This is a genomic window from uncultured Shewanella sp. (genome assembly GCF_947491715.1).
GTDB lineage: Bacteria > Pseudomonadota > Gammaproteobacteria > Enterobacterales > Shewanellaceae > Shewanella.
In genome coordinates this window covers 75411-102192 of the sequence record NZ_CANLKR010000015.1, presented here as the reverse complement: position 1 = coordinate 102192, position 26782 = coordinate 75411, and the positions used below count along the sequence as shown (strand labels likewise).

Genomic DNA, 26782 nt, shown 5'->3' with positions numbered 1-26782 from the left:
ATCAAATTAATAACAACATAAATGATATTAATTTAAATTTACCCATATTTTAATTAGCAAAAAAAATGAGAAATGAGTGGATCATATTCAAAATGGCGTTTAAAAATAAAACTGTTCTGCTTTATTTTATTTTTATTTTCAAGTCTCAAGCAAATGAAATGCAATTTTCAGCAGAAATCAATAGTGCTATTTCAAGTGCAAACACCTCTTATGCAACACTAAGTGAAAAAAAAAATACGACTTTAGAGAATTGGATTTACATCGACACGACAGGAAAAAGTGAACTGAGCCAGCAACTCAGTGTGATATACAAAATAAGTTCTTTGGTTTATAACGCAACTCTTGATGGAAATGAGTCACCGATCAGTGCATACAATACATATTTAGGGCTTGAAAGCCGACTCGGTACAATACTTGTTGGACGAAATGATACTGTTTTTAAATTTTCTGAAGGTAATATCGATCTCTTTAACTCAACCAATGCCGACATAGGCAACTTAGCTGCAGGTCAAACCATCAGCGCCGATGCCATTTGGTATTACTCACCAAAAATGATGAACATAATCACTATTAATAGCACTTATTTAATGGGAAGTAATCAAGACAGCACAACCGAAAAAACCAATGCTCAGTATGCACTCACTGCTGTTATGGGTGATAAAAATCTCACTGAGCAAAATTATTACCTCGCTACGGCCTATAACAAAGGTATAGACAACATCAATGCCTTACGACAAGTTATGCAAATTAAAATGAACAATATCTATCTAGGAGGCCTTTATCAATACACTAAGAGCACAACATCCACTGAAAAAAACTTAAAAGGCAGCACGTATTTTATCAGCCTCAAATACTCACTTGATCGAGTCAACTTGAAGGCTGAATATGGCAAAGATACATCTGGGTTAGGTTGGTATTTTACCAATGCTACTGGAGGTTCAACAAGTAATATAAACAGAAGTCAGTACTCTAATATTCAGGTGAAACAAATCACGCTTGGTGCAGACTATATGCTTACAGCTTCCACGCGCTTATACAGTCAAATGAGTTTTTTTCGAGGGCGATATAAAAACTCTGGAATAAGCAACCAACTAAAAAATGATAACATCTTAACCTTTGGTATTGACTTTAATCTTTGACATTAATAAATTTAACTAATGACATTACCTTTCAAAAAAATATAATAACATTACACTTATCATTATTTAACCAATATATCAAAATATTTTAATTGTTACACTGAAAAATCTCATACCTCTCCAATATCGATTTCATTAAACACCTTAATAGTCGTTAATAGCTAACCAACTTTGTTAGATATTATTTAATTTTTAAAAATAAATATATCATCAAGGTTCTTTTTTTTAAAAATTATAATGACTATTTTGTTTTTTAACCTCCATTTTATTATTAACTAATAAATTAAATTAGCTTTCAATCAATATTATTTATTATTATTGCTTCCCATTATTTAGGCTAATGTTCCAATCTTTTCTGTTACATAATATTTCTGAGAATAATAATGAATAAATTCACTTTGCTGGCACCTCTTGCATCACTGCTAAGCCTGTTTCCTGCAGTAAGTTATGCTGATGACATGACTTTTTTTGGTGAAATGAATAACTCAATCGTCAATGCCGATACCGATAATGGTACCCGTAATGGAAAAGCGGGCACTTCTATTGAAAACTGGGCCGCAATCGGAATTAAAGGTAATGAATCAATAACGAACGATATTAGCCTTGTCTACAAAATGAGCTTTCAAGTTAACAATGCCAGTACCGATGGTTCATCAACCCCCATCGAAGCCTATAATACGTATTTAGGCCTTGGCAGTAATCGGTACGGTACGATATTAGTTGGTCGTAATAATACTGTCTTTAAATCCAGTGAAGGAAACGTCGATGTGTTTAATGGCAGCAATGCTGACATTAATAACTTGGTCGCGGCCCAAACTCGAAGCGCTGATGGCATTTGGTACTATTCACCCAAAATTGCGGACTTAATTTCCATTAATGCGACCTATTTAATGGCTGCAAATCAATCTAACAGTGCCAATGTCGATATCAACAGCCAGTATGCGCTCTCAACAACATTTGGGGATAAGCAATTACTCGAACAAGCCTATTTTCTCTCAGCCAGCTATAACAATGGTATTGCTAATGTTAACGCTTACAGAGGCGTATCACAGATAAAATTAGGCGCATTTAAGTTAGGAGGATTATACCAATATACAAAAAGTTTAATCATGACAGAATCCAACATGAAAGGTTATAGTTACTTTCTTAATGTGATTTATTCTTTTGATCGTATTAACTTAAAAGCAGAATATGGTGCTGATAACTCAGGATTAGGCTACTACTTTAAGAATGCAACAGGCGGAAGTTCTACCGATAGAAGCTTATTTTCCAATGTTCGCATGTCACAAATCACCATTGGAGCCGATTATGTACTATCGAACTCTACCGATCTTTATACCCATTACTCCCTCTATCGGGGAAGTTATGCTAATGCTGGTATCAATTACACGCTCAATAACGACAATATGATCACTGTCGGTGTGGACTATCATTTCTAATAAAGATAATCGCCAGCTCAATTAACACGGATGTTTATTTTTCGACCACCTATGATAACGTTAGTCTCTCCCCCCTCAACGAAATCCAAACACTGCATAGTTAAAAATCATTCCTCCCCCTTAAAAGTAACAATTTGACGATTAATGATAATAATAAATTAATAATATGCCACCATAATGAACACGATAACAACCATTTGTTAATCTAAAATAACCAAAAGTTAATTTTAAGCAGTAAAGCAAGAAAAAATGTTTTAATTCCTTCTCAATGCTTAATAAAACGCTAATATTCTCCGCCTAATAAATACAAGACAGGATGCTTGTAAAAAAATGAAGGATAATATCTACACGTTAAAGATTAACTAATGACGACTATAATTAGAAAGTTAGCACACCTTACAACCTTACTCTGTATCTTCATTACTTTTATCAGTTTTAAACCTTTTGCTAAAGAGCCACAGCTTTTTGGTAGCATGGATTTTTCACTGGCTAATGCAACAACCGATTATGCGACCAAAAATCATAAAAAAGGCACCAGTATCGAAAGCTATGTCACCATTGGCATGAAAGGCAGTTATGATATCACTGAACAAAGGCACATTATTTATAAATTAAGTGTCAGTTTGTCTAACCCTAGCGTTGAAGGTGATAAAGATCCAATCAAAGCGCACAATACCTATCTGGGTATAGAAGATACGCTAGGCACTGTTTTGGTGGGTCGAAATAACACGGTATTTAAAAATTCTGAGGGGAGTGCAGATGTCTTTAACGGCACAAATGCCGATATCAACAATTTGGTCGCAGGACAAAGCCGAACCGCTGATTCTATTTGGTATTTTTCTCCACGTTTTGCAGATCGGTTTGAATTTAGCTCAACTTATTTGATGACAGATAATCACACATCAAATGACAGTCAAAATAATGAAAAAAGTAAAAGACATTCAAATAATGGTCAAACTCAATACGCAATAACCACGACCTATGGTGACAAGAATTTTAGAAAACAGCCCTATTACTTTGCAGCCTCCTATAACAGAGGCATTTCCAATGTTAATGCGTACCGAAGCGTCGCTCAGATCCAATTCGGAGAATTGACCTTAGGCACTCTTTTTCAGCATACAAAGAGCACCCTTGAAGAAGAGCAAAATATGCGAGGTAACAGTCTCTTTTATAATCTCATGTATTGCTATAAGCGCGTTAATTTTAAAGCAGAATACGCAACAGATACATCAGGATTAGGCTACTATTTTTCTAATGCCACGAAATCGATAAAATCTCAAGATGGCATAAGCAACCCCCGTAGCCAATTTTCAAACATCAAAATGAAACAATTCACTGTAGGGGCCGATCATATGTTATTAGCCACGACGCAAATATACGGACATTATGTCAGGTATCAAGGGCACTACCTCAATGATAATGTTCCAGTATCATTGAAAACAGACAATATTTTCACCCTAGGCATGGAACACGTATTTTAATCAATTGATGAGCCCTGCAATAGGGCTCATCACTTCGGCCTGCTATTTTCTGATCAATTTATAAACTGATTCAGTTAACCAAGGGACTTGTTTACGTATAAATTTAGGATTATCTTGCAGTACATCCTCACAGCTTAATCGCTCTATCTCAAACCCCGATACCATATTATCCATAATCCAATCATCTTGCACGGCAAACGGCGGCCCAGCCATCACCTCTTGTGGATAATCTAAGGTGATCAATAAACCTTGGCTTCCCGATGGCAATAGCATCATTAACTGCTTAACATACGCAAGCCTTAACGCTTCAGGCCAAGCAATTAATGCCGCTCTATCGTAAAAAGCATCGATAGTTCCACAATCTTGCGAAGTTAGGGTCAACATATCACCTTGTATTATTTCGATATGATGTAAACTGAAATGCTGATGTTCATTTCTTTGAATACAAGTCAACTTTTCCTTATCAGCCTGATATTCAGAAAAAAACTGCCTCACAGCCAACTCACTTAATTCACAGCCTAATACACTGTACCCGCTCTCTTTTAGATAACACATATCCAATGTTTTACCACAAAGCGGCACCAACACTCTTGCCTCAGACTTTAGCTTTAATTGCGGCCAATATTTCACTAATAATGGGTTAACATCTTCATTATGAAATCCAATTTGCTGCTTCTCCCAGCGCTCATGCCAAAAACTTGCTTTCATACCCTTATTTACCTTTATACCCAAAACACTTAAAAGTGTGTTTTTCGACTAAGTCATAATAGACTCATTCTTATCTGTACAAAAAACACATATTACCTTATTAAGTACCATTATTTATCTGCTGCTTCTCTTTCAATATTGATATACAAACACATATAAAACAAGATAAATACTCAATGTAAGCAAAGAGAACAATATGCCTAACGATACATAATACAAAGGATAAAAAACCATAACCGAAACCAAATGAGCATAAGTTTCCTGTATAACAAACAAAAAAGGCGCAACACTCGATAGAAAGCCTGATAACACTCCCACCCATTGTGACTCTATCATGCCAGCAATTCCCGTAATGAATAACGGAAATACAATAAAGCCAGCAAATACGTCTAAAATAATAACTGAAGACATATAACAAGAAGGCAATAATATGATGCATATTCCTGCGATTGGTATGGGGACCTATCGGCTAACCGATCAGGTTGCATTTGACTCTGTTTCTATGGCACTTAAGGCGGGTTATCGACATATTGATACCGCCACGATTTACCAAAATGAGATCCCTGTCGGGCAAGCTATTTCAAAAAGTGGGATCCCTCGCGATGATATTTTTCTCACTACCAAAGTATGGATGAATAATTTGTCCGCTAAAAACTTTATCGATAGCGTCAAAGTGAGTCTCGATAATTTAGATACCAGCTATGTTGATTTACTCTTAATCCACTGGCCTTCCCCTAATAATCAAGTTCCCATGTCGGAATATCTCTCATTACTAGCCAATGCAAGAGCTATGGGACTCACACAATATATTGGAGTATCAAACTTCACCATAAACCAAATGAAAACGGCTATGGATCTGCTTCCACGGGAGCATATCCTTACCAATCAAATTGAAATTCATCCTTATTTACAAAACAAAAAACTGGTCGACTTTTGTCAATCTCGCCACATTCTCGTTACCGCTTACATGCCCTTTGCCGTTGGGCAAGCCCTCAAAGATGATACCATCATACAAATAGCCAACCTCCACAATGCAACTCCCTCACAGATCATTTTAGCCTGGATGGATAGCAAGAATTTAATCGCCATTCCATCATCATCCAAACAAGCCAACTTGGAAAACAACTTACTTTATACTCAAATTGAGCTCACCAACCACGAATGCCAGCTCATTGATTCATTAGATAAAAAGCAACGAATTGCCGATCCTGATTTTGCACCCGATTGGGATGAATGATATTGAATCGATGATAACCTAATTCAAGTAACGCTTATTTTTCCGCAACAGGTTTAATAGATCATGCGTATAAGCTTGCCCGCGTTGTGAATAATTCGCTAATCCATAAACAAGTTCCTCAGCCGTGGGCTTTTCACCCTTAGCCCATTGAGTTGCTCTGATTTTTCGAAACAAAAAATAAGCACCATTAACATTCAAGTTATGCATATAAGCAATCACAGAGTCTTGCACACTCTTAAAACGTTTCACTTCATGAAATCGACCAACTGAAGCCAAGCGAGGCATTAAGCCGCAACCCTTTGTAAAGCACCACTGACCAAAAAAATTATTCCCCTCTCGCGCAAAACGAGAACTGCCCCAATCTGACTCGTCTGCCGCTTGAATGAGCACTAAATTAGAGGGGATCGTATCGACCTTATACAGAAGCCCAGTTAACTGCTTAGCTTTGATAGATGTTAATTTGTATTGATATTGCCGAGCAAGATATTGTATGCGCGACATCTGAGAATGGGATAACGGGTTACCTTTGTTTAAACGACTTTGCATGGACAATAAAAAAACACGGTCAGTGTTGATACGATGATTTTCTTCATCCACGAAGGGTTTTAGATAACCAAAAAACGCTTTCTTTTTATCACTGATATTGGTTATTTTAGCAAAATCCGGCATCGCCTTTTCATCATTTTCACTTGACCAAAACGGCAGTTCATATTGCAACGCTAACGACTGGAAAGCCATCATTAACAAGCATAAACACAGCATCAAATTGACATTACACTTTGAAGCTAAGCAAAAAAATCGACTTAGATTATTCGACAGCATACTCATTCCTTAAGGACAGAAAGAACGACACTCCTTGTTTAACAATAGTGGCAAACAGCTTATTTTTCATACTAAAGTACGTGCAAAATGATCATCTCGACCTATGTCGAAACCCTTTAGCACTGTGCTACATTAAACACGAGTCAAACATCAAGGTGACAATTTAAAACAATAACTACATATCTCTTGCACCGTAATACTGACTCAATATTGAATTAATCAGGCACTCACTCAAGCGCTTATTTTTGCACAATAAGGAAGTCACATGGACGATCACACCGATGTGTTGTCAGACCCACTTTCACCTCTTGCTTTAGACACTCACTGTACCGCAAAAGAATTTGATTTAAGTTCAATGCATTTTATTCAAAGCCCCTTTAATACTTACCACAAACTCCTCAAACAAGCACCTATCTATCAATCACCATCATCAGGGCATTACTACGTCTCGAAACCTGACTATATCGAACAAATACTCAAAGACAATCAGGCTTTTTCATCCGATAGAGTTCACTCCTTTACTGCGCCATTAGCGCCAGAGCAAATCGCTTTTTTGCAACCCTTAATTCAAGGCTTATCCAAATGGCTGCTGTTTCAAGATCCCCCTAAACACATGCCCCTTAGGCGGATAATTAATGCGTCTTTAAAACATAAGTTGTTAGTGGCACTGGAACCTGAGATTAAACAATTAGCCCAAACTCTCATTTTAGACATGAAGCAGCAACAGCAAAATGATGTCATCAAAGGCTTGGCTTATCCCCTGCCGGCCTTAGTTATCAGTCGTTTATTAGGTGTCCCCGCAAAAGATATTCATTTAATTAAAAAATGGTCAGATGATATCGCACAATTTATGGGCTCCACCTTAGGCGCAACTAGCGCAATAAAAGCACAACAAAGTGTCATCGAAATGGCCGATTATTTAAAAGTCATACTCAATGATAAAGCCCTATGCGCATCCACCACAGTACTGGGCAGCCTTATACAATATCAACAAAATAACAATGAATTTTCCCTCGATGATGTGATCGCTAATTGCATCATGTTGTTATTTGCAGGACACGAAACGACGACTAATTTAATCAGTAACTTATGGCAACAATTACAAAGCCATCCGAGTCAATTACAACTGCTGCTGGATGATCCGTCGCTACTGAAACCCGTCATAGAAGAAAGTTTACGTTATGACGGCGCCGTCCATCGCCTCGGCCGGATCACCACTAAAGACACCCTCATCGGTGAAACCTTACTTGAGAAAGGTCGGCGAGTCTTTTTACTATTAGGCGCGGCCCATCGCTGCCCCAAGCGCTATCCCAATCCCGATGTGTTCGATATTCATCGTAAACCTAAACATTTAGGTTTTGGCTTTGGCCCGCATATTTGTCCCGGCGCCGCATTAGGGCGATTAGAAACAGAAATCGCCATTGCAGCCCTGCTTGAACATTTCCCCCAAGGTGACATTATCGAGCCACCGCAATATATTCATAACCTCGGCCTGCGAGCCATGAAATCACTTAAAATAAAGTTGTAAATGCAATAGACTAATCGCTTCAAACAAACCTATAAAAGCACCTTTGAATTATCTCTTATTGATCAGCCTAGGTGCTTTATTTTTTCATCTCATCTACTCTCACCAAGAACAATAATCAAATCAATATCTATACTTATACTCATATCCATATCCATATCCATATCCATATCCATACCTTTCATGATAAAATATATTTAATTCAATGGAATAAATATCAACATTAGGAATAAAACATGAAAAAATTATTCATATTAGTCGCCCTATTTGCCTGCATGAATACTGCTTATGCGGCAAGTAGCAAGCTCACAGGTATAGTCAAAAATGTACGGATCGATAACAATGGTGAAGGGATGATCCGTTTCGATACAGCCATAGAAAATATGGCCAGTTGTGCAATTGAATATTACCAAAAAACCTATTCCTTTGATGCCAATACCCAAGGCGGTAAAGCCATTTATTCAATGGCGCTAGCGGCCAGAACCACTGGAAAGCCTATGACAGCTTATGGAACAGGTGACTGTACAGAATATCCAAATACCGTCGAGAGTATCTGGTCTGGCAATATGTAATGGCTCTTGCTCAATAAAATAAGCAATAAAACAATCGACTCAAATTGTTCCATAGATTAAAGAAACAAATTGAGTCGATTGAACCATTAGCAGTAATACGACCTAAGATCTCAATTTAAACCCTAGATCTCAGCATCAAGCATCATCAACTTGAACCCAATCAACAATGGGAAATGTTCCGTTGCAGCCTTGAATATGAATATTGATTTTTTTATTCGACATGTGCGCCGCCAGCAACACACTAAATGCTTCCTTAGTGTAATCGCCTTGTCTTAGTATATATAAACCCGGTGCGTCACTATCACCACCACAGTTTTCTGGATTTTTCATGGTTTCATTGGTACTGAAATAGAGCCCCGAACTGGTATGTACATGGGTTTTACTGACTGTCACTTCTTTGACAGTATTAGCCATGACATTCGTGCTTATGCCAATTACTAAGAAACTCGCTAATATTGCACTTAATAGTTGTTTTTTCATTTTGTTATTTTTAATTCCTGAAAATTTTTTAATATCAATATTATAATGCTCACCCGCAATAACCAACATCAACGCCATTGACATGGTTCCAATCAATAGACATTAAGTCAATTAAGTTGAGTGCAGCTATTTTTGTTATTATAGCGTTATACTCACAAACATTGATATCACACTGACATTATGCAACCTGTTATTCCTTTTACGCTTCCCAGTTCAGAAGAGCAAGCGATTGCCTTACAAAACCAATTAGCCCATAAGATCATTAAAACGGATCACCCCAGTTCTCATGATGATGCCTGTGATATTAATGCCTCTAATATTGATAGCTGTGATAACACGAATTCGATTGACATCATTGCAGGCGTGGATGTCGCCTATTGTAATGACAGTGATGTACTCTTTGCGGCTGTGGTCCTTCTCGATGCACAGACTTTGGCCGTTATCGAAACCGTCACCACACAAGCCAAAGCACAGTTCCCCTACATTCCTGGGCTGTTCTCATTTCGTGAGCTCCCCGCGCTGATTGAAGCCTTTGCACTGCTCAAACACACACCCGACTTAGTCATATGTGATGGCCAAGGCATCGCCCATCCGCGCCGTTTTGGTCTCGCCTCTCACTTAGGCCTGCTGTTTGATATACCTACCATAGGCTGTGGTAAAACGCGGTTATTGGGTGAGCACGATACTGTCAACATAACGCGAGGAGAGCGTAGTCTACTCATGGATAATAATGAGGTGATTGGCGCTGCGCTGCGAACTCAAACCAATATAAAGCCGTTATATATTTCCATCGGCCATAAGATCTCCCTTGAGAGTGCCTGTGAGTTCCTACTCAAACTCACGCCAAAATACCGTTTGCCGCAAACCACTCGCCTAGCAGACCAAGCCGTCAATCGTGCGCGCAAAGCCTATCTAAGCCAGCAAGGCCTCAATAACACGCCTCTATAACACTAACTAAATACCCTCTTCTCTAACAATAGGGCTCGTGCCCTATATGTCAGGATTGTGTAAATTATCACGAGCCTATTAATATCACCTGTGTACGCCAAATCTTATTGAGTGAATATTAATGAATAAGCCGTTCATTGTATTTCACTTCACACTCAGGCCGCTGGTGCTTAAACACCAGCAATGCTTGTTGTAATTTGTCTGCTTCCCGCTGCGCCTCAAGGGCATCAGGCTCAGTTAACTCACCTTGCTCTGCAAGTTGTTGGCGCCATTTTCTATCACGAGACACATTATAAATAGACAATTCTGCTAAATTTTTTAATGGCTTCAATGCATCGATTGATATAGATGAAATATCTGTTTCCCATAATGTTATGCTTTGCACGGCATTGACTCCGTTGCCTGAAAATAACATTTGCATCAACTCATCACTAACTCCCTTCCCCGCAAGCTTAAAACGATCTTGGTGGATCTGTAACAGGCTTAAATCTTCCCAAGTAAGGTAATCGGGAACATTGATAATAGAAAAAAAACGCTTAATTTCATGTGAAAGGGCTTGCTGATAACCAACCTTAGTTGTAAAGATAAAGGCCTGATCACTTAAGTTTAATTCTAAATCAAACACTAATTTGTTCGCTGCTTTTATTCTTATTTCCAAATACTCCAGCTCGCCAGACGGCGCCCAAGTAAAGCTCTGATAACACTCGTTTCCTTTTGCATCATAACTGCGATATTGCAAATCTTCCAACCAGCCATCATCAGTAAACACAAACCTGTCATAAGTCTCACCTCGACAATATTGCCTAGCACTTATACACAGGCCTTGCTCAAACTCATATACAGTAAACTTGTTATGCTGTGTATTGGCCTCATCCCGATAACCGTAATAGTATTCGGCGTCATAAGGCTTCTCATAAACATCGACTATGCTCATATCCAAATGTAAATCATGGGTTTCAGACAAATACGGGCACTGGTATTCCCCTACATCCACGCCTTGCTCAAAGCGGCGCTGACAGATCACCTTTCCTTCTTTTAATGTGAATACACCACCAGTAAACAAGCCATTTTTGAAATATCCCAGCTCATCCTTTATCACTAGCACGGTATTTAAAATGATCCGCTCTAGCTGTACATTCTGGCTCATGCCTAAGGTGCGGCTAGTATGGCGCTGTATTAATAGATTTTTAGGCTTTTCATCAAGAGTCACATTCTGTTTATCCGTCACTTTCTCACGCTGCATTGTCAATCTCAGTAATTGGCAAACATACTTCATTCTTTGGATAATGCTCACACCTCAATGTTCAGATCTCACGGATCAATCACTAAAAAACCAGCAAGCACTTTCAATAAAAATGGCAGTGATTGCTGGTTGTATACATCCAATAATACTCTTGGCCAAAGCTCGAAACACTTGAGTTATAAATAAATGAATAACAAACTTACGGTTACATTTATAGCGCCCTTTCTAGATACGCGGCGAGCTTTCCCATTTCTTGATTGGCTAATTGCCCAAATTCAGGTTCATTTTGTTCCAATATGCCAGCAACATCGAACACATTATATTCACTATGCGCCTGTGCCAATTCAAATACTCTTAACGGCACTAACCGCCACCTAGCATTATATTTTAATCGCTCAACCTTCCAACCGATATCTGATTTAAACTCATCAATTAAAAATAACATTCTTTTAGATATATCAGATTCTTCATCCACAAATGACCACATAATTATCGGAACTATCGAATCATTAAGCCCTAAAGGTGTTAATGCTGGTCGACCTGAAAACCAAGTAACGAGTTGCTTTTGTTTTATAACCTTCAAGAAACTCTGCACATTACTATTGTTTTCAATATCTTTTATATCATTACTCACAATACCCCCTTTTTAATACCAAATATGCCGAATATGAATACTATCTAAGGAGTACCTTTGAACAAGCCACCATCATTGGGATTATATAAGCGATAACTCACTCGAGTGTCATTCAAAGCATTAACTAATTTCATATAGTCACTAATAGGAATTCCATCAGTATGCAAAGCTCCATCATATATATATCTCCCATCAGAATACACTGCATGGTAAGATTCAGTAACACTTCCAATATTTCCATTCCATTCTTTTGTAGGATAGTTGAATTCATAAGCATCATTAAATGGAGGTGAAAACTTAGGCATTATATTTTCTGAAAGAGGACTAGGCCAAATCGAGTTACCATTTCTAAAAACAACTACATAACCTTTCTCTCCAGCAACATAGAATAATTGTTCTGCAATTTCAGAGCAATCAACACCATCGCACATACGAGATGCTGTATCTTGCATTGCATCAACAACTGCTTTATTAGAAGGATAATCAATATTAGGCACTCGAAATGGCCTTTCAAGGCCAGGAATGCCTGACACTTCTGGCTCAACTTTATTAACCCCCGACTTCCAACGATGAGCGACCGTTTCCGTTGTTTTTACACCGATATGAGATAGCGCTTTATAAGATGCAATGACTGCCGCGGTAGGTGATCCCAACCACTCTAAACTTAGAAATACTATAGCCAGTCATTATAAAACAATAACATATCAAAATAGATGTAATACATTAACGTCTAGAATCGATTACATTATGACTTGAGCAGTTTTGAACTAACGTAATTGATAATTATCCCCAAAAAGGATTAAATTTTTGAAATTAAGTGAATTGTAAATATAATCTACCAACTCAGTTAGTGATTATTATCTGAGCTTATAGTAATGATATTGAACCAAAAAGTTAAACTCTAGTTTAATCCCATGTACTGACAACATTTTGTGAAATGCCGTCGTCGTTTCTCTAAGTGTTCACAGTAACAACTTAACTCTTGTAACGTACCCACTGGCCCATGAAACAAAATCCCAAATTCTGAAATAATTTTTAGCCAATTCTCCGTCGGAATATTCAGTCTATCTAATAGTTTTTCGGTATTTAAGGATATTGCTCCCCGCTTATTATCACTAATAAGCCTGCCTGTTTCATCAACAAGCTCAAGGTAGGCTTTCAATTCAAAAACAATACCTTTCGGTTGAAACTTACGTTCGTTACCAATAAAAGGTAATAGCTGTTGAGGTTGCTTTCCCGTCAATGCAGCTTCTATACGTAACTTCAGACTGGTATAATCAGATTGCTCTGGTGTACTCGCCATCTTTGCACGAATGGCCTATCTATTAATAAAAAATATTCAACATAGGCCATACAAGCCAACACTGCTGCTTCATCTAACAAGGCTTGGCTTTTAAATCGCCCTTCCCAAAAGTGACCTGTGCAATTATCCTCAGCATTAGCCTGTCTTGCTATCGGTTCATTAAGACATCTCATAAACCAACTAATATCACAGAGCCGTGAACGGTAAATTGCAATTTGATTTTTTAATTGAGCCACTTGGTATTCATCAACGACTTCACCTTTCGCAAATTTTTGAGTGATCGTCGTGCCATTAAATAGTTGATGCCACTGTTCAATAATTTCCCTATCTGACCAAGCATTCACTTTATGAACATCAATATAAAGCACCACATGTAAATGATTACTCATCACTGCAAATGCCGCGACATCAATGGAAAAAACAGCTGCTAATTTAAGCAGTTGAGATTCAACCCAACCACGGCGATGATCATAATTTTTACCAGTATATTTATCGTCACCGCATAAATACGCTCGTCTTACCACTCTGCTACAACAATGATAGTAGGGCGTATCTTCAATGCTTATTAGCGTTCTTCTTGGCCGTGGCATAGCATCCTCCTACATGAACCAGTCCATTAAGCTTAGTAAGTAAGATTAATCTATGCTATTAATTATGGCTGTCTATACTTTTCACTCTATCGGCAATAAGCTCTAATGACTGCACTCCCGGTGCTGACAGTTGGTTAATATCGACTACACCATTATAACTCGCCGTTAATCTGCCGATTTCACCACTATTTTGAATAACGGCAGCACTGTTAAAACCTGCAACTGTGAGCGTTAAACGCCCAACGTTGTCAAAGCTGCATTGATGACAGCTCAATGTTTTATTTGAGCCTCTGCTCACGAATAATAAATCGGCAGGCACGCCTAAAATTTCAATGTTATCAGCTAGTGATAGTATTGGTGCTTCAATCACAATCAGCCTAGCGGCATCTTCACTGACAGTCCCTCCAGTTTCACGATTGCCATTATAAATAATGAGTTTTCGTCCTGAAACTTCAAACCGAGTAAATACATTCATCGATACACCATTAACGGCTGGCGCCGGAACCAGCATATCTGCCGCAGTATTTGACTGATGATTGACTTGGGTATTCGGGCTATTACTGGCAACAGAATAACTTGATGCCAGTATATTAAAAGATTGAAAATATATAATTAAAACCAAGAATAACAAACTTGATGTTCGTCTCACTATTCTGGATATGGGTGACATTACAACATCCTGTATGCTTAAAATGGTGGGGGTGTAACCAACTGCCAGATTAAATAATACAATTGGTTATAATACAAAGGTCTATTATCTACATATACACCACCAACTCAACATAAAAATAACCAAAAGACCTTTAAATTTACACAAACCAAACACACCTCTCCATTCGCTTTCTTTTGCGGGTTTTCTGCTGTGACGATGCATTGGAGTTTATCTTATGCAAACTGAGGTATACTCTTTATCAATAAGCTTGCCATCATGACTGGATATTGGCCTTGCAAACACCTGAGCTGCAACATTTTTATATTTCTGAAGAGCAATCCGTTTATTTGCTCACAGCCGACAATGCCCGTAAACATAAGGCGTGGATCCGCCTGTGTCGACAAGAGCTGACTAAACTCGGCTATCAGAATATTGAATTAGTCGGAAAAGGCGCTTATGGCTTTGTTTTTTCTGGAATTAACAGTGAAGATGAAGCCCATGTTTTTAAGTTTTCGCGCATTACCTTGCCCCAAAGCGTACAAGACAGGCTGGAAGAAGAGGCCTTTATGTTATCGCAGGTCATTCATCCTAATGTCCCTGGACTCATAAAATTTGAACGCGTGGGTAAACAAGGCATTTTGGTGATGGAAAAAGCACCGGGAGAAGATTTAGATATACTGTGCCGCCGTTTAGGCAAGCTACCTGTGGCCATGATCATGAATATTGCACGGCAATTGGCCAACATTTTATTGTATTTACATCACGGTCGCCCACTGATCCATGGGGATATTAAACCTTCAAACTTAGTTTACGATATCGAAACAGAAAAGCTCTCCCTCATCGATTGGGGATCGGCTGTATTTGCTCAACGGGATGTCCATGATAACCCTGTGAATGGTAATGTGATGGATGTCATGTCTAGCGATCAACAGCACACCAATGCCAGAATGGGAGATGTGTATTTTATTGGCGATGAGCAGCTCAATGGCGCTTTATCGAGTCCTCGATTTGACGAGCAAGGTGTGGCCGCAACCCTTTATGCCCTCGCTTCCGGCCAAGCAAGCCGTTTTGGCAGTCAAGTGATCACCCCTACCAGTATTGGCCTGCCCGTTGAACTGGCTAACACACTAACAGGCATGCTCAGCCAGAATCCTCTCATTCGCTCAAAAGCGGGTGATTACTTTTTAAAAAGCATGTCCCATCATTCTTGGCTGCATTTACCCGAACTGCCAACCGCGCCCATTGAGCCTGAGATCCCCATTTGGACCCAACACACGTCACAGCAAGTGGAAACGGTGACTTACAGTTCAAGAAAAGCCTTTTTAAAAGAGCATAATGTCGACGATCCTATTGCCAATATGGATGACAGAGAACTGGAAAAATACTACCGCAATTTTTTAGCGGGCATGGGAGATAATGAAAAAGGCTTTATTGTGGCAGTTGGCAGACTCGCTCAATACCCGATTGTGGGTGGCTTAGTAATACATTGGCGTGAAAGCGGTATTTTTATTGATTCCAGTTTTAATCTATATTATTCCCATCAAGCTCATTTAAGTCATGATGAACAAGCACAAAAGCACGCACAAGAAAAAGCGGCCTTTACTTTAGCCGTGAATAATATGGTAACACTTGCCCGTGGCATTAAACGTTTAGGGGTCTTTAAGGCGTGCTTTTTTAATGCTAAAGATACACTACACCTTGAAAGAGAAAACACGCACGATCCTTTCATTTTAACCCCAGATCAACAGCTGCCTTTTGAAATAGGGGACGCGCCCTTCATCGAAAATAAATCCCGATTGCACTCTTACTTTGAAGATGGTCCCGATCCCGAAGAAAATCTGGAACTGCCCCCTGAGATTATGCAAGAGCTTAGCCATATCAACAAAATTCATCATACTGGCTGTATTATTTTTGAAGCCTTACCGAATCATATGAAAATCCATAGCTACCTACGGCTTCTCAACCCTCGAAAACAAGCGGCTTTTCGAGCCAGTCTCGACAGGATCTTAAGCCATGTGAAAAAAATTCAAGGCCAAGGCGTTTCAGGGTTCATGAAATTGCCCTATAAAAGCACGCGTCACTTTCATGTCATCGCCCACCAGCCGGATCATTTTTACCCTAAAAACCCAAAAGCATTTTTGCCACATGACTCAGACTATCCCCATGACACTTGAAGATACATGTTCAAGTGTCATGGGGATAACATCACTCTGATGGCTTTTTGGGTTCATTATTTGAAGAGGCCTGATCGCCTGATCCCACTTGATGGCTTTCAGGTCGTTTATCGCTGGGATCAGGCTTCTTTTCATAATCACCATCAAAGGTTTGACCTTGGGAGTCATCACCAAAAGGATTATGCTGCCCTCTCCCCATACCACCACGCCCATTGGCCACCACTTTAAGCTGCATCCGCTTATATAAAAATCCGGCCACGGGAATACGGATCAAACGGGTTAACAATAAGATGCCAACAAAATCGGTAATAAAACCGGGTACCACGAGTAATAGCCCTGCCACCCCCAGCATCATGCCTTCAACAATTTCTTGTCCAGGCGCCTCACCACTGGACAATTTCTTTTGCACTTGCATCAAGGTATTGATCCCTTGACTCCTGACTAAAGAGATCCCAACAACGGCAGTCAAAATCACCAGTCCCACTGTTGGCCATGTGCCTAATACTTCTCCAACACGGATTAATACTGCCAACTCCAAAATGGGTAACACAATAAAAAGTAATAGAATGAGTAAAAACACACTGACCTCACATTGATTAAACGATAAAAAGATGAAAGTTACATCGATATTATCGGGTCTACTCTATTTCATGACTTAAACTGAGGATTTGCCCCAATCTATAGAGCTACAGCGCTAAGTTCATTAAAAGTAAACAGAGTAAGTGTTTTCCGACAGTTTAATCTTAACACTTATTTCAAAAAATAACGGATGAAAACACCATCCATATCACATCAATTAACGAGGCATTGCTCAAAGACTAACCTTTATAAAGTAAAACCCGTATAATGACGTGTCATCAATAATTTTTATGAAACATAGGCTTTGCTATCCTCACCCATTTTTGTATTTTGACTGGATAAAAGAAACGACTTCACATATGAAAAAAATTATTTTAATCCTACTGGCTCAATTACTGTTACTCAGTCCCTTGGCTTATTCCGAAGGACTTTTCGATCAAGGTGGACTTAACTTTTTGAAAAGTGAGCCCGAGTTACTGCCGGTTGATCAAGCATTTGCAATGGATTTCAAGCAAGAAGGCAATCAAGTCAAAATTCGTTTCGTCATTGCCAATGGCTATTACCTGTATCGGGATAAACTCAAGTTTTCAGCCAGTAATGCCGAAATAAAAGACATTAATTTGCCCGAAGGGAAAACCCACTTTGATGATTATTTTGGTGAGCAGCAGGTCTATTATGACTTTGTCACTTTACCTGTCAGTTTTACTCAAGCTGCCAGTGATGGTGTACTAGCCATCACTTTTATGGGATGCGCAGAGGATAAGTTATGTTATCCGCCAACCACACGTGATATTCCACTGAACACCATCGCCCCACATTCTCAAAATGCCCCACTTGAGAACGCCAACATAGACCAAACCAAGAGCAACCTAGCTTCAACCACATCACAATCGACAGACAATAGCGATAACATCGCCCTATCTCAGCAAGACAGTCTCAGTCAAATGCTTGAAAATAGCAGCTTATTGTGGACATTAATCAGCTTTTTTGTATTGGGTATCGGTTTAGCCCTCACCCCTTGTGTTTTCCCTATGTATCCGATTTTATCTGGGATCATCGTCGGCCAAGGGAAAAAGCTCTCCACCGCAAAAGCTTTTACCTTGTCGATGGCTTATGTACAAGGTATGGCGATTACTTATTCCTTATTAGGATTAGTCGTCGCATCAGCGGGAATGAAATACCAAGCGGCATTACAACACCCTGCTGTATTAATTGTATTAGCCGTTTTATTTGTCATTTTAAGCTTATCCATGTTCGGATTGTATGATTTAACCTTGCCCGAAAAATGGCAAAATAAAATGAACAAGCTGTCAAACAACCAAAAAGGCGGCAACCTCATTGGCGTCTTTGCCATGGGAGCGATTTCCGGTTTAGTGGCTTCTCCTTGTACGACTGCACCGCTTTCTGGTGCGTTAATTTATATTGCTCAAACTGGCAACCTAGTACTGGGCTTTTTAGCCCTTTATGTACTGAGTATTGGCATGGGGATCCCACTACTGATCATGGGCACCTCTGGTGGTAAATTATTACCAAAAGCAGGCCAATGGATGAATGTCATAAAAACGGTTTTCGGCTTCTTACTCATCGCCGTTTCCATTATGTTGATTGCTCGCATTTGGGCTGGCACACTAACGGATGTGTTATGGGCTCTCTGGGGCATAACGCTCATTGGTTACCTGATGCACCAAAATAAGCTCACAAGCTTTAATTGGAAGCAAACAGCGCGCTCTGTCCTATTAATATTGAGCTTACTGGCCGTATTTTCATTTGGCTTTCAATCCGTCATGCATCAATTAGGCTTTCAATCTTATAGCCAACTTAACGCACCGCAAGAAAAAGGCTTCATCAAGGTCAAATCCCTTGAGGATGTTGAAGCCGAAATCGCCAAAGCGACAAAACAAGGTAAACCTGTCATGCTGGATCTTTATGCTGACTGGTGTGTCGCCTGTAAAGAATTTGAGCACATTACTTTTCAAGATAGCGATGTGAGACAACGAATGGATCAAATGGTGTTACTGCAGGCAGATGTGACCAAAAACGATGCCACCGATATTGCCTTATTGGAGCATTACCATGTATTAGGTTTACCCACCTTGTTAATGTTTAATCGTCAAGGAGAGCAAGTGTCATCCTTAACCGTCACCGGATTCATGAAGCCGCAACCTTTTGCTAGACATCTGGATACACTCCTAGGGGCTGATGACCTTTAGTGGTTAAATTATGTCCTAGATAAACGTGTTTTAATCACGGCGTAGTGAGTGCTGCCTAGTCTTCTAAGCACATTCGCTACAACAAAGAGTAAAACACGTTTAGCTGGATCCTGCTTTATAAAAGAATGAGGACAGCGTTTGTGGCGCCTTTTTACAGCGTTATCGCTTATTCATGTAGAATAACTACACCACATAAGCTCTGCCTGGTATAAACCCCCCACAAACTGCTGCAGAAGTCATCACCAAAGTTCAACAGCCCCTAGCAATTAAATAAACGTTATAAAAAACAACATAAAGTGAGCTTAATACTCACTTTATGTTGTGACATTTGCTTCCATCAGTTTTCCGTGCATTTCTTTAGTCTAAATCCATGAGAAAATGTTAAACTCAGGTCTTTTTCCCATTTAAACCTAAGCTTTTTATGAATATGATAGTGAACCTAAAAAGGGCATCTCATATTGTTGTGCTTTAGTATTTATTAACTAACCAAAAGTGGAGTACCATGGAACCCGCCATTCTCATTACCACCCTTATTTGCGGTATGCTTGTTAAGCGTATTGGCCTTCCGCCCCTGATTGGGTATCTTGCAGCGGGTTTTATTCTGTATATTTTTGGCATCGATGAAAAAAGTTTACCGCTATTACAATCGTTAGCCAGTTTAGGGGTCACCTTACTCTTATTTGCTATCGGTCTTAAGTTGGATTTACGCAGTCTATTTAATGCCGAAGTCTGGGCAGGCGCAAGCTTACATTTAATGGGATCAATGTTATTTTTCATCCCGTTACTTAAGCTATTAGGCTGGATAGGGCTCGAACAACTCACCGATTTAGCCTATACCCAAATCGCCTTACTCGCTTTTGCGTTAAGTTTTTCCAGTACCATTTTTGCGGTCAAAATTCTTGAAGATAAAGGGGATATGCAAACCCTTTACGGGCGAGTTGCCATTGGTATTTTGATCATGCAAGATATCTTTGCCGTGGCTTTTTTAACCATATCAAAAGGCGCAATCCCCTCTTGGTGGGCGCTGGGCTTATTACTCTTACCTTTCACTAAACCACTCATTTACCGTATATTTGATAAAGTCGGTCATGGTGAATTACTCGTCCTCTTTGGGCTCGTGATGGCATTAGTGATGGGCGGCTCTTTATTTGAGCTAGTCGGGCTCAAACCGGATCTGGGTGCCTTGATCATGGGTGTGTTTTTGGCTGGCCATAAAAAATCATCAGAATTAGCAAAATCCATGTTTTATTTTAAAGAAGTATTTCTGATTGCCTTTTTCTTAACCGTTGGATTAAATGGATTACCGAGTTTAAGTGACATTGGCCTTGCCAGTATTTTAGTACTTCTCGTGCCCATCAAGATTGGATTATTTGTCTACTTGCTCACGCGCTTTCATTTACGTGCGCGCACCTCTTTATTGACCGCTTTAAACTTAAGTAACTATAGTGAATTTGGGCTCATTGTAGCCGCTGTCGCGACATATAAAGGCTGGTTACCTCCCCATTGGATGGTCATTATTGCCGTGGCCATCAGTTTAAGCTTTTTGTTTGCTGCACCATTAAATACACTAGCAAACAGGCTCTATCAACAAAATCCACGCCGCTTACAACGCTTAGAGCAAACCGTATTACACCCTGAAGACAGGCCCATTCCTGTGGGTAATCCACGCTTTCTTATTTTGGGAATGGGACGAATTGGTTCAGGGGCCTATGATGAACTTAATGCCCTATACCCCAATGAAGTTTTAGGGATTGAACATAAACAAAAAGCCGTTGATTTTCATAATAAGCAAGGACGTAATGTACTACAAGGTGATGCCGCCGATGTTGATTTTTGGGAAAAACTCGATGATGCTCCAAACCTTGAACTCGTCTTACTTGCCATGCCGCACCATGCGGGTAATTTGTTTGCGGTAGAACAATTAAAGCTGCTTAACTATAAAGGCAAATTCAGTGCTATTGTGCGATACAGTGAAGATGTCGAATCCCTCAAGGGTTCCGGTGTTGATAGTGTCTATAACTTGTATGAAGTCGCTGGAGTCGGTTTTGCCGAACATGCGTTAAACCAGATGAACTCACCTCAATCAATGATTCGAGATTTAAAACAAAATATGACATAAAATATCATAGCATCTCTGCTCAAATCAGCCATACCAGCGATGAGAAACAAGGAGAAAACGGATTTTCATAAAGAACTTGATTAAAAACTCAAGTTCTTTATCTATCTCGTCGTGTTATATATAGAGTAAGAGACATTTAAAAAATTAAAATACATCCCCCAAAGTTGTAAACTTATTGACTATAATCATATTTTAACTGTTGCTATTTTACTGAAAGTCAATTGCCCTTAATTATTATTTTTAAAGGGAAATGAAGAAACATAATAATAATACTGTTTTATATTGCGGGAATGCTCATTATGTCGGATCCAGCTCAACGCGCGAACAAGCTCTTCATACAAACCTTCGGTACTAAGGCCGACGGCCTCTACTTGGCGCCTGGACGCATTAATATTATGGGAGAAAATGCCCATTTTAATGAAGGTTTTGTCCTATCGAGCGCGATTAATTTTCATACGGTCATTGCTGTTAAACGCAGAAATGATCAACAGTTTCGAGCCGTTTCCGATGCCTTTCCGGGCCATATTCAGGAATGGCGATTTGGTAAAGAAGACTGCATGATCCCTGCCGACCCAAAAGCTTGGGTCAATTATTTAAAAGGATTTAGTGCCTCCATGGCCGCCACTGGATTGCCTGCCACAGGCATGGATTTATCCATTGTCAGCAGTGTGCCTTTAGGCGCTGGACTCTCCTCTTCTGGGGCATTAGAAATTGCATTTGGTACCGCAGTTAACGATATTAATCAATTACATTTATCCCCTCTTGCGATTGCTCAAATTGCACAAAGAGGCGAAAATCAATATGCGGGTTATCATTGTGGTATTGTCGATCAGATGATCAGCGCAATGGGACAACAAGATAAAGCCTTACTCATCGACTGTTTTGATTTAGACAGTGAGGCTATCACTATTCCGCAAAGCTTAAGCTTACTCATAGTCAATTCCAATGTGCAGCGTCAAGCATTAGAGCCTCAATACCAATTAAGAGCCTTACAATGTCAACAAGTTGCCAGCCATTTTAAACTTGATGCGTTAAGTCATTTAACACTGAAAAAGCTCGAGTCAGGTAAAGATACATTAGATGAAGTCCTCTATCGACGAGCTAAACATATCGTGACAGAAAATCGACGCACTCAGCAAGCCGCTTGGGCATTAGAAGCGGGCAATATTAAAAAACTCAGTCAACTCATGGCACAGTCCCATGCATCAATGAGAGATGATTTTGAAATTACCGTTCCCGCCATTGATTATCTTGTCAAAATTATCGCTGATGTTATTGGTGAAAAAGGCGGCGTGCGTATGGCCAGCACGGGCTTTGGAGGCTGCGTAGTGGCATTGGTCGATCATCACTATACAGATACTGTCATCCGCGCCATAGAAAATCAATATTTTAGCCACACACAATTAGAAGCCAATATTTACTTATGCTCTGCCAGTGATGGAGCAAAACGCTTAGAATCGACTCTGTCACCGTTAAATCAAAAAAAGCAGCACTAAAGGCTGCTTTTTAATGATTTTATATCAATAAGATATAGACAAAAAATCAATTCTCAAAATCATCATTAGACCATTCAGTATCAAATTCACCCTCTAAACTTTCAGTCTCTAATTCGGGATCAATTTCAGAATTAGCCTCTGAGTCTAATTCTACAACGGGTTCTGCTACTGGTTTTGCTTTTTTCACTGGAGCACTTTTAGGGCTATTCGCTTCAACCCACCCATCGTGCTTATCCATGAAAGCCGTCCGTGCCGCTTCCCATGCTTTTCCAAACTCTTTTTTTGCTGCTTTAACCGCGTCATCATCAAGATCATGCAGATTCACTTTTACGATATCCTCTGCATACTCAATAATTTGATCGCGAACCGTATTATAAAAATAAATCCGCCCAGCCGAGGCTTCTGGAAACTGGCCATCAAAAATCAGAACCGTATTGCCACGCTCCGTTCTTAACTCACCATACCAAACTTCTTTCTTAGAAATGTCATACATATATGCTAATACCCTTAAATCAACACATACCCGCCACAATAAATTGAACTGAGCCTCTAAGGAACTCACTCCACCTTGAAAACCATGGTTTATATCATGATTTAATAGAGCCTATTTTTAACAGAAATTTAGAGATAATCAATAGAGTATTTAGCAAAGTTCACACTACTGATTACCGAATAATCTGCTCGTCCATTCTCTCCTATCGAATTTAGTTGAAAGCATCAGTTATTCAAGTTTTAAGTTAGGTTAAATCAATATAATTAACAAACCTACTGTAATAAAAACACTTAAAACAATAATTAAATTAACTCATCAATACATAAGCATTTCATTAAAACATGAGATGAAATGACACCATTTTAGCTGCAAACAAAAAAAGCGGCCCAAAGGGCCGCTTTTCATCGCTGTTTAAAATTTAGAACGTCGCGACTACTACCGCAGAGCAAAGCTCGGTATCAGCCTGACAAATTTGATATTCAGCAGTGTCGCCTGCATCAGTGAAACGATCGCGGTAACGGCCATCGTTATTTGTCGTATTGACCAAAACGCCATCACGATAAATATCCACTAAGTCACCCATAGCCCCTCCCCAGCGCAGGTCAACTAAGGCACTACCACGACGGGAAACTTTAGCACGTGCAACGCTCGCTACGATCTCATTTTCTGACACAGTCACAGTCATATTGCTAGTATCTGTATTGCCTTCAGCATCTGTCACTGTTAGCTCAACATCATAGCTTCCCGCTTGTGCATATTCATGGCTTGGGCTCATATCTGCAGAGGTCATATCATCCCCAAATGACCAAGCATAACTGACGATATCATCATCACTATCAGAACTGGTGTTAGTGAAATCAACCATCAAGCCTGAAGCGCTGTATTCAAAACTGGCAGCAGGCGCTGAACTTCCACCTTCTCCCACACCCGAAATAACCATACCCCAATTATTCAGCGTTCCCGTATCGGCGCCCACATTATCATTAACGGATAATGTCCAAGTCCCCATTGCCATTTCACCGTTAAAGGCACTTAAGTCCCAATTCTTAACGATATCATCGGCGCTGCCACCTTCGCGGTTATGCAATACAGCTTGAGTACCTGCTGGTGAGGTTAATGTCACCATCAAATCACCAATCCAAGTATGTGAAATATTCACATCAGCATTGACACCAAACACTTGTACATCATCAGCAACTTCAATCGTGCTTACGATGCCATTGACGTCATTATCAGGAATGTCCATCGCTTCATCGTTAGCATAAGTAAAATCTTCGATGCCTTGTGGAAGCACTGTTAAAGACACAGACTGACTCTTATCAATATCACCACTCACACCTTGAACAGTAATGCTGTAATCACCCCAAGCCGCATTGGCATCGGTTGCAACATTCACCATAAAGGTATCACCGACAACGACGGTATCCGTTGATAAAGACACACCCGCCAGCTCTGGAGAGACAGACACTGATAGTGCCACTTCGCCATCCCAACCTGCGATACTGCCAACAGTATAATCGTAACTCGTGCTAGCCCCTGCTTCGATGGTTTGCGTCATAGGAGAAACCGCAAACTTAAAGCTTGGCTCAGGATCGCCCCCGTCTACCGCCTGCGCGACATTCAAACGCGTTCCCGCAACGGTTTTACCCGTTAAATCAGCATTCACATCACCTGTATCCATCAATAACTGCTTCATTTCAACAGGCGATAAATTAGGGTTGACTGACCACACTAGGCCTGCTGCACCAGTCATATGAGGTGTGGCCATTGATGTACCAGAATAGGTTGAATAACCATTACTTGGTGTTGTCGATAGAATGGACGAACCCGGCGCGCCCATATCAACACTGGTTAAGCCCCACTGTGAGAAGCTCGACATGTTGTCATTACGATCGGTACTTGCAATAGACATTAGCGCTTCAGAATCATAACTTGATGGATAATGAGGATTCACATCATTATCAACTGCGCTGTTACCCGCCGCAGCAAAGAATAAAATGCCTGCATCACCCGCAGCATCGATAGAATCTTTCAACGCTTGGCTAAAGCCACCGCCGCCCCAAGAGTTATTGGTCGCTTTAATATTAACCCCATGATTAACTTTCAAGTCAGTCATGTAATCAATACAAGCAATAGCCCCCTCTGTTGAACCTGAGCCACTGGCATCTAAGAACTGACAGCCAATGATGCTCACATCCCAGTTGACACCGACGACACCCACACCATTATTTCCTTTCGCGCCAATGGTGCCAGCAACATGGGTACCATGGCCATTGCCATCCATAGGATCACCAGAATTAGTGTTTGCATTATAGCCATGAATATCATCGATAACGCCATTACCGTCGTCATCTATGCCATTACCTGGGATCTCATTAGGGTTCGTCCACATATTGGCTTGCAAATCTTCGTGGTTATAATCCACCCCAGTATCAATCACACCCAGCACAACATTCGTATCGCCCGTGCTAATTTCCCACGCTTCAACAGCATCGATATCAGCATCCGCGCTGCCGCCATCTTGTCCTGTATTATTCATTCCCCATAAAGAAACAAAACTTGGATCATCCGGTATCCCCAAAGCTTTAATCACATAGTTTGGCTCTGCATATTTAACTGCTGGATGCTGGCTGATTATTTTAATGGCTTTTTTAACATCAGCTCCCTCACGTAATGCCAAACGTGCAAGCTTACCCTCAAGTAAACGAGCAAATTTATCATCAATACCATCAGCATTGCTATCTCGCATCGTGCCACGCACAAGGCGCTGTGCTGACAACCTTTCGGCAGTCGTGGCATTATCTTTATAAACCACAATTAAAGAGTCTTTTACATACTCATGCTCAATTGTATCTTTCGCCATAGCAGGTACAGATGAAACCGCAATTGCACCGGCAATGGCAATTGCAAGAGGAGATAAAGTTTTAAACATAAACTG

At 40.0% G+C, this 26782-nt stretch carries 22 protein-coding genes and 1 pseudogene; 11 read left to right on the top strand and 12 right to left on the bottom strand.

What is annotated here, in order from left to right:
- Window positions 1–92 precede the first annotated feature (92 nt).
- The 3 genes from Q0779_RS12075 (at window position 93) to Q0779_RS12065 (ending at window position 4059) form a co-directional block, all read left to right on the top strand.
- Window positions 93–1139: a porin gene (locus Q0779_RS12075; RefSeq protein ID WP_298772877.1), complete on the top strand. Its 1047-nt coding sequence runs from the start codon at window positions 93–95 to the stop codon at window positions 1137–1139.
- Between the two features lie 383 nt (window positions 1140–1522).
- Window positions 1523–2578 carry a porin gene (locus Q0779_RS12070; RefSeq protein WP_298772875.1) on the top strand — a complete coding sequence of 352 codons (1056 nt, stop codon included), beginning with the start codon at window positions 1523–1525 and terminating at the stop codon, window positions 2576–2578.
- A 365-nt stretch (window positions 2579–2943) separates the two neighbouring features.
- Window positions 2944–4059 carry a porin gene (locus Q0779_RS12065; protein ID WP_298772873.1) on the top strand — a complete coding sequence of 372 codons (1116 nt, stop codon included), beginning with the start codon at window positions 2944–2946 and terminating at the stop codon, window positions 4057–4059.
- A 42-nt stretch (window positions 4060–4101) separates the two neighbouring features.
- Here the strand turns inward: Q0779_RS12065 and Q0779_RS12060 are convergent, their stop codons facing one another.
- The gene (locus Q0779_RS12060; RefSeq protein ID WP_298772871.1) at window positions 4102–4767 is read right to left on the bottom strand and encodes a thiopurine S-methyltransferase; all 666 of its coding nucleotides are present in this window, start codon (window positions 4765–4767) and stop codon (window positions 4102–4104) included.
- 132 nt (window positions 4768–4899) lie between these two features.
- Window positions 4900–5178, bottom strand: coding sequence for a hypothetical protein (locus Q0779_RS12055; protein ID WP_298772869.1), 279 nt, complete (start codon window positions 5176–5178; stop codon window positions 4900–4902).
- Between the two features lie 19 nt (window positions 5179–5197).
- On the opposite strand from Q0779_RS12055, the gene dkgB reads away from it, so the two are divergent.
- Window positions 5198–6004: a 2,5-didehydrogluconate reductase DkgB gene (gene dkgB, locus Q0779_RS12050; RefSeq protein WP_298772868.1), complete on the top strand. Its 807-nt coding sequence runs from the start codon at window positions 5198–5200 to the stop codon at window positions 6002–6004.
- An 18-nt stretch (window positions 6005–6022) separates the two neighbouring features.
- Here dkgB and Q0779_RS12045 read toward each other — a convergent pair whose 3' ends face one another.
- Window positions 6023–6826: a glucosaminidase domain-containing protein gene (locus Q0779_RS12045; RefSeq protein ID WP_298772867.1), complete on the bottom strand. Its 804-nt coding sequence runs from the start codon at window positions 6824–6826 to the stop codon at window positions 6023–6025.
- Window positions 6827–7091: 265 nt separating this feature from the next.
- On the opposite strand from Q0779_RS12045, the gene Q0779_RS12040 reads away from it, so the two are divergent.
- Window positions 7092–8354: a cytochrome P450 gene (locus tag Q0779_RS12040; RefSeq protein ID WP_298772866.1), complete on the top strand. Its 1263-nt coding sequence runs from the start codon at window positions 7092–7094 to the stop codon at window positions 8352–8354.
- 233 nt (window positions 8355–8587) lie between these two features.
- A complete protein-coding gene (locus Q0779_RS12035) occupies window positions 8588–8923 on the top strand; it encodes a hypothetical protein (protein ID WP_298772865.1) in 336 nt (111 codons plus the stop codon).
- 135 nt (window positions 8924–9058) lie between these two features.
- Here Q0779_RS12035 and Q0779_RS12030 read toward each other — a convergent pair whose 3' ends face one another.
- Window positions 9059–9481: a hypothetical protein gene (locus tag Q0779_RS12030; RefSeq protein ID WP_298772864.1), complete on the bottom strand. Its 423-nt coding sequence runs from the start codon at window positions 9479–9481 to the stop codon at window positions 9059–9061.
- Window positions 9482–9583: 102 nt separating this feature from the next.
- On the opposite strand from Q0779_RS12030, the gene nfi reads away from it, so the two are divergent.
- Window positions 9584–10351 (top strand): deoxyribonuclease V, encoded by a 768-nt coding sequence (nfi, locus tag Q0779_RS12025; protein ID WP_298772863.1) that lies wholly within the window; start codon window positions 9584–9586, stop codon window positions 10349–10351.
- A gap of 118 nt (window positions 10352–10469) precedes the next feature.
- Here the strand turns inward: nfi and Q0779_RS12020 are convergent, their stop codons facing one another.
- The 5 genes and pseudogenes from Q0779_RS12020 to Q0779_RS12000 all read right to left on the bottom strand — a co-directional run bounded on the left by Q0779_RS12020 (window position 10470) and on the right by Q0779_RS12000 (window position 14791).
- Window positions 10470–11594: a hypothetical protein gene (locus tag Q0779_RS12020; protein WP_298772862.1), complete on the bottom strand. Its 1125-nt coding sequence runs from the start codon at window positions 11592–11594 to the stop codon at window positions 10470–10472.
- Between the two features lie 211 nt (window positions 11595–11805).
- The gene (locus Q0779_RS12015; protein WP_298772860.1) at window positions 11806–12228 is read right to left on the bottom strand and encodes a hypothetical protein; all 423 of its coding nucleotides are present in this window, start codon (window positions 12226–12228) and stop codon (window positions 11806–11808) included.
- A gap of 44 nt (window positions 12229–12272) precedes the next feature.
- Complete coding sequence (locus Q0779_RS12010; RefSeq protein WP_298772858.1) at window positions 12273–12725, bottom strand: hypothetical protein; 453 nt, start codon at window positions 12723–12725, stop codon at window positions 12273–12275.
- Between the two features lie 404 nt (window positions 12726–13129).
- Window positions 13130–14121: pseudogene (locus tag Q0779_RS12005) on the bottom strand (transposase).
- A 58-nt stretch (window positions 14122–14179) separates the two neighbouring features.
- A complete protein-coding gene (locus Q0779_RS12000; RefSeq protein WP_298772857.1) occupies window positions 14180–14791 on the bottom strand; it encodes a hypothetical protein in 612 nt (203 codons plus the stop codon).
- A gap of 275 nt (window positions 14792–15066) precedes the next feature.
- Here Q0779_RS12000 and Q0779_RS11995 point away from each other — a divergent pair, with 275 nt between their 5' ends.
- Window positions 15067–16947, top strand: coding sequence for a protein kinase (locus tag Q0779_RS11995; RefSeq protein ID WP_298772855.1), 1881 nt, complete (start codon window positions 15067–15069; stop codon window positions 16945–16947).
- A 31-nt stretch (window positions 16948–16978) separates the two neighbouring features.
- On the opposite strand, the gene Q0779_RS11990 is transcribed toward Q0779_RS11995, so the two are convergent.
- Window positions 16979–17527 (bottom strand): FxsA family protein, encoded by a 549-nt coding sequence (locus Q0779_RS11990; RefSeq protein WP_298772853.1) that lies wholly within the window; start codon window positions 17525–17527, stop codon window positions 16979–16981.
- Between the two features lie 358 nt (window positions 17528–17885).
- Here Q0779_RS11990 and Q0779_RS11985 point away from each other — a divergent pair, with 358 nt between their 5' ends.
- The 3 genes from Q0779_RS11985 to galK all read left to right on the top strand — a co-directional run bounded on the left by Q0779_RS11985 (window position 17886) and on the right by galK (window position 23351).
- Window positions 17886–19736, top strand: coding sequence for a protein-disulfide reductase DsbD (locus Q0779_RS11985; protein WP_298772851.1), 1851 nt, complete (start codon window positions 17886–17888; stop codon window positions 19734–19736).
- 502 nt (window positions 19737–20238) lie between these two features.
- Window positions 20239–21855: a cation:proton antiporter family protein gene (locus Q0779_RS11980; protein WP_298772849.1), complete on the top strand. Its 1617-nt coding sequence runs from the start codon at window positions 20239–20241 to the stop codon at window positions 21853–21855.
- 299 nt (window positions 21856–22154) lie between these two features.
- The gene (galK, locus tag Q0779_RS11975) at window positions 22155–23351 is read left to right on the top strand and encodes a galactokinase (protein ID WP_298772848.1); all 1197 of its coding nucleotides are present in this window, start codon (window positions 22155–22157) and stop codon (window positions 23349–23351) included.
- 46 nt (window positions 23352–23397) lie between these two features.
- On the opposite strand, the gene Q0779_RS11970 is transcribed toward galK, so the two are convergent.
- Window positions 23398–23844, bottom strand: a complete 447-nt coding sequence (locus Q0779_RS11970; protein ID WP_298772847.1) for a hypothetical protein — start codon at window positions 23842–23844, stop codon at window positions 23398–23400.
- Window positions 23845–24262: 418 nt separating this feature from the next.
- On the bottom strand, window positions 24263–26776 hold the full coding sequence (locus Q0779_RS11965; protein WP_298772845.1) for a S8 family serine peptidase: 2514 nt from the start codon (window positions 26774–26776) through the stop codon (window positions 24263–24265).
- Window positions 26777–26782: the final 6 nt, after the last annotated feature.

What these genes read in the sequence shown, in the direction of transcription:
- Q0779_RS12075 (WP_298772877.1), top strand. Translation starts at nt 93, where the DNA reads ATGGCGTTTAAAAATAAAACTGTTCTGCTTTATTTTATTTTTATTTTC.
- Q0779_RS12070 (WP_298772875.1), top strand. Translation starts at nt 1,523, where the DNA reads ATGAATAAATTCACTTTGCTGGCACCTCTTGCATCACTGCTAAGCCTG.
- Q0779_RS12065 (WP_298772873.1), top strand. Translation starts at nt 2,944, where the DNA reads ATGACGACTATAATTAGAAAGTTAGCACACCTTACAACCTTACTCTGT.
- Q0779_RS12060 (WP_298772871.1), bottom strand. Translation starts at nt 4,767, where the DNA reads ATGAAAGCAAGTTTTTGGCATGAGCGCTGGGAGAAGCAGCAAATTGGA.
- Q0779_RS12055 (WP_298772869.1), bottom strand. Translation starts at nt 5,178, where the DNA reads ATGTCTTCAGTTATTATTTTAGACGTATTTGCTGGCTTTATTGTATTT.
- dkgB (WP_298772868.1), top strand. Translation starts at nt 5,198, where the DNA reads ATGATGCATATTCCTGCGATTGGTATGGGGACCTATCGGCTAACCGAT.
- Q0779_RS12045 (WP_298772867.1), bottom strand. Translation starts at nt 6,826, where the DNA reads ATGCTGTCGAATAATCTAAGTCGATTTTTTTGCTTAGCTTCAAAGTGT.
- Q0779_RS12040 (WP_298772866.1), top strand. Translation starts at nt 7,092, where the DNA reads ATGGACGATCACACCGATGTGTTGTCAGACCCACTTTCACCTCTTGCT.
- Q0779_RS12035 (WP_298772865.1), top strand. Translation starts at nt 8,588, where the DNA reads ATGAAAAAATTATTCATATTAGTCGCCCTATTTGCCTGCATGAATACT.
- Q0779_RS12030 (WP_298772864.1), bottom strand. Translation starts at nt 9,481, where the DNA reads ATGGCGTTGATGTTGGTTATTGCGGGTGAGCATTATAATATTGATATT.
- nfi (WP_298772863.1), top strand. Translation starts at nt 9,584, where the DNA reads ATGCAACCTGTTATTCCTTTTACGCTTCCCAGTTCAGAAGAGCAAGCG.
- Q0779_RS12020 (WP_298772862.1), bottom strand. Translation starts at nt 11,594, where the DNA reads ATGCAGCGTGAGAAAGTGACGGATAAACAGAATGTGACTCTTGATGAA.
- Q0779_RS12000 (WP_298772857.1), bottom strand. Translation starts at nt 14,791, where the DNA reads ATGTCACCCATATCCAGAATAGTGAGACGAACATCAAGTTTGTTATTC.
- Q0779_RS11985 (WP_298772851.1), top strand. Translation starts at nt 17,886, where the DNA reads ATGAAAAAAATTATTTTAATCCTACTGGCTCAATTACTGTTACTCAGT.
- Q0779_RS11980 (WP_298772849.1), top strand. Translation starts at nt 20,239, where the DNA reads ATGGAACCCGCCATTCTCATTACCACCCTTATTTGCGGTATGCTTGTT.
- galK (WP_298772848.1), top strand. Translation starts at nt 22,155, where the DNA reads ATGTCGGATCCAGCTCAACGCGCGAACAAGCTCTTCATACAAACCTTC.
- Q0779_RS11970 (WP_298772847.1), bottom strand. Translation starts at nt 23,844, where the DNA reads ATGTATGACATTTCTAAGAAAGAAGTTTGGTATGGTGAGTTAAGAACG.
- Q0779_RS11965 (WP_298772845.1), bottom strand. Translation starts at nt 26,776, where the DNA reads ATGTTTAAAACTTTATCTCCTCTTGCAATTGCCATTGCCGGTGCAATT.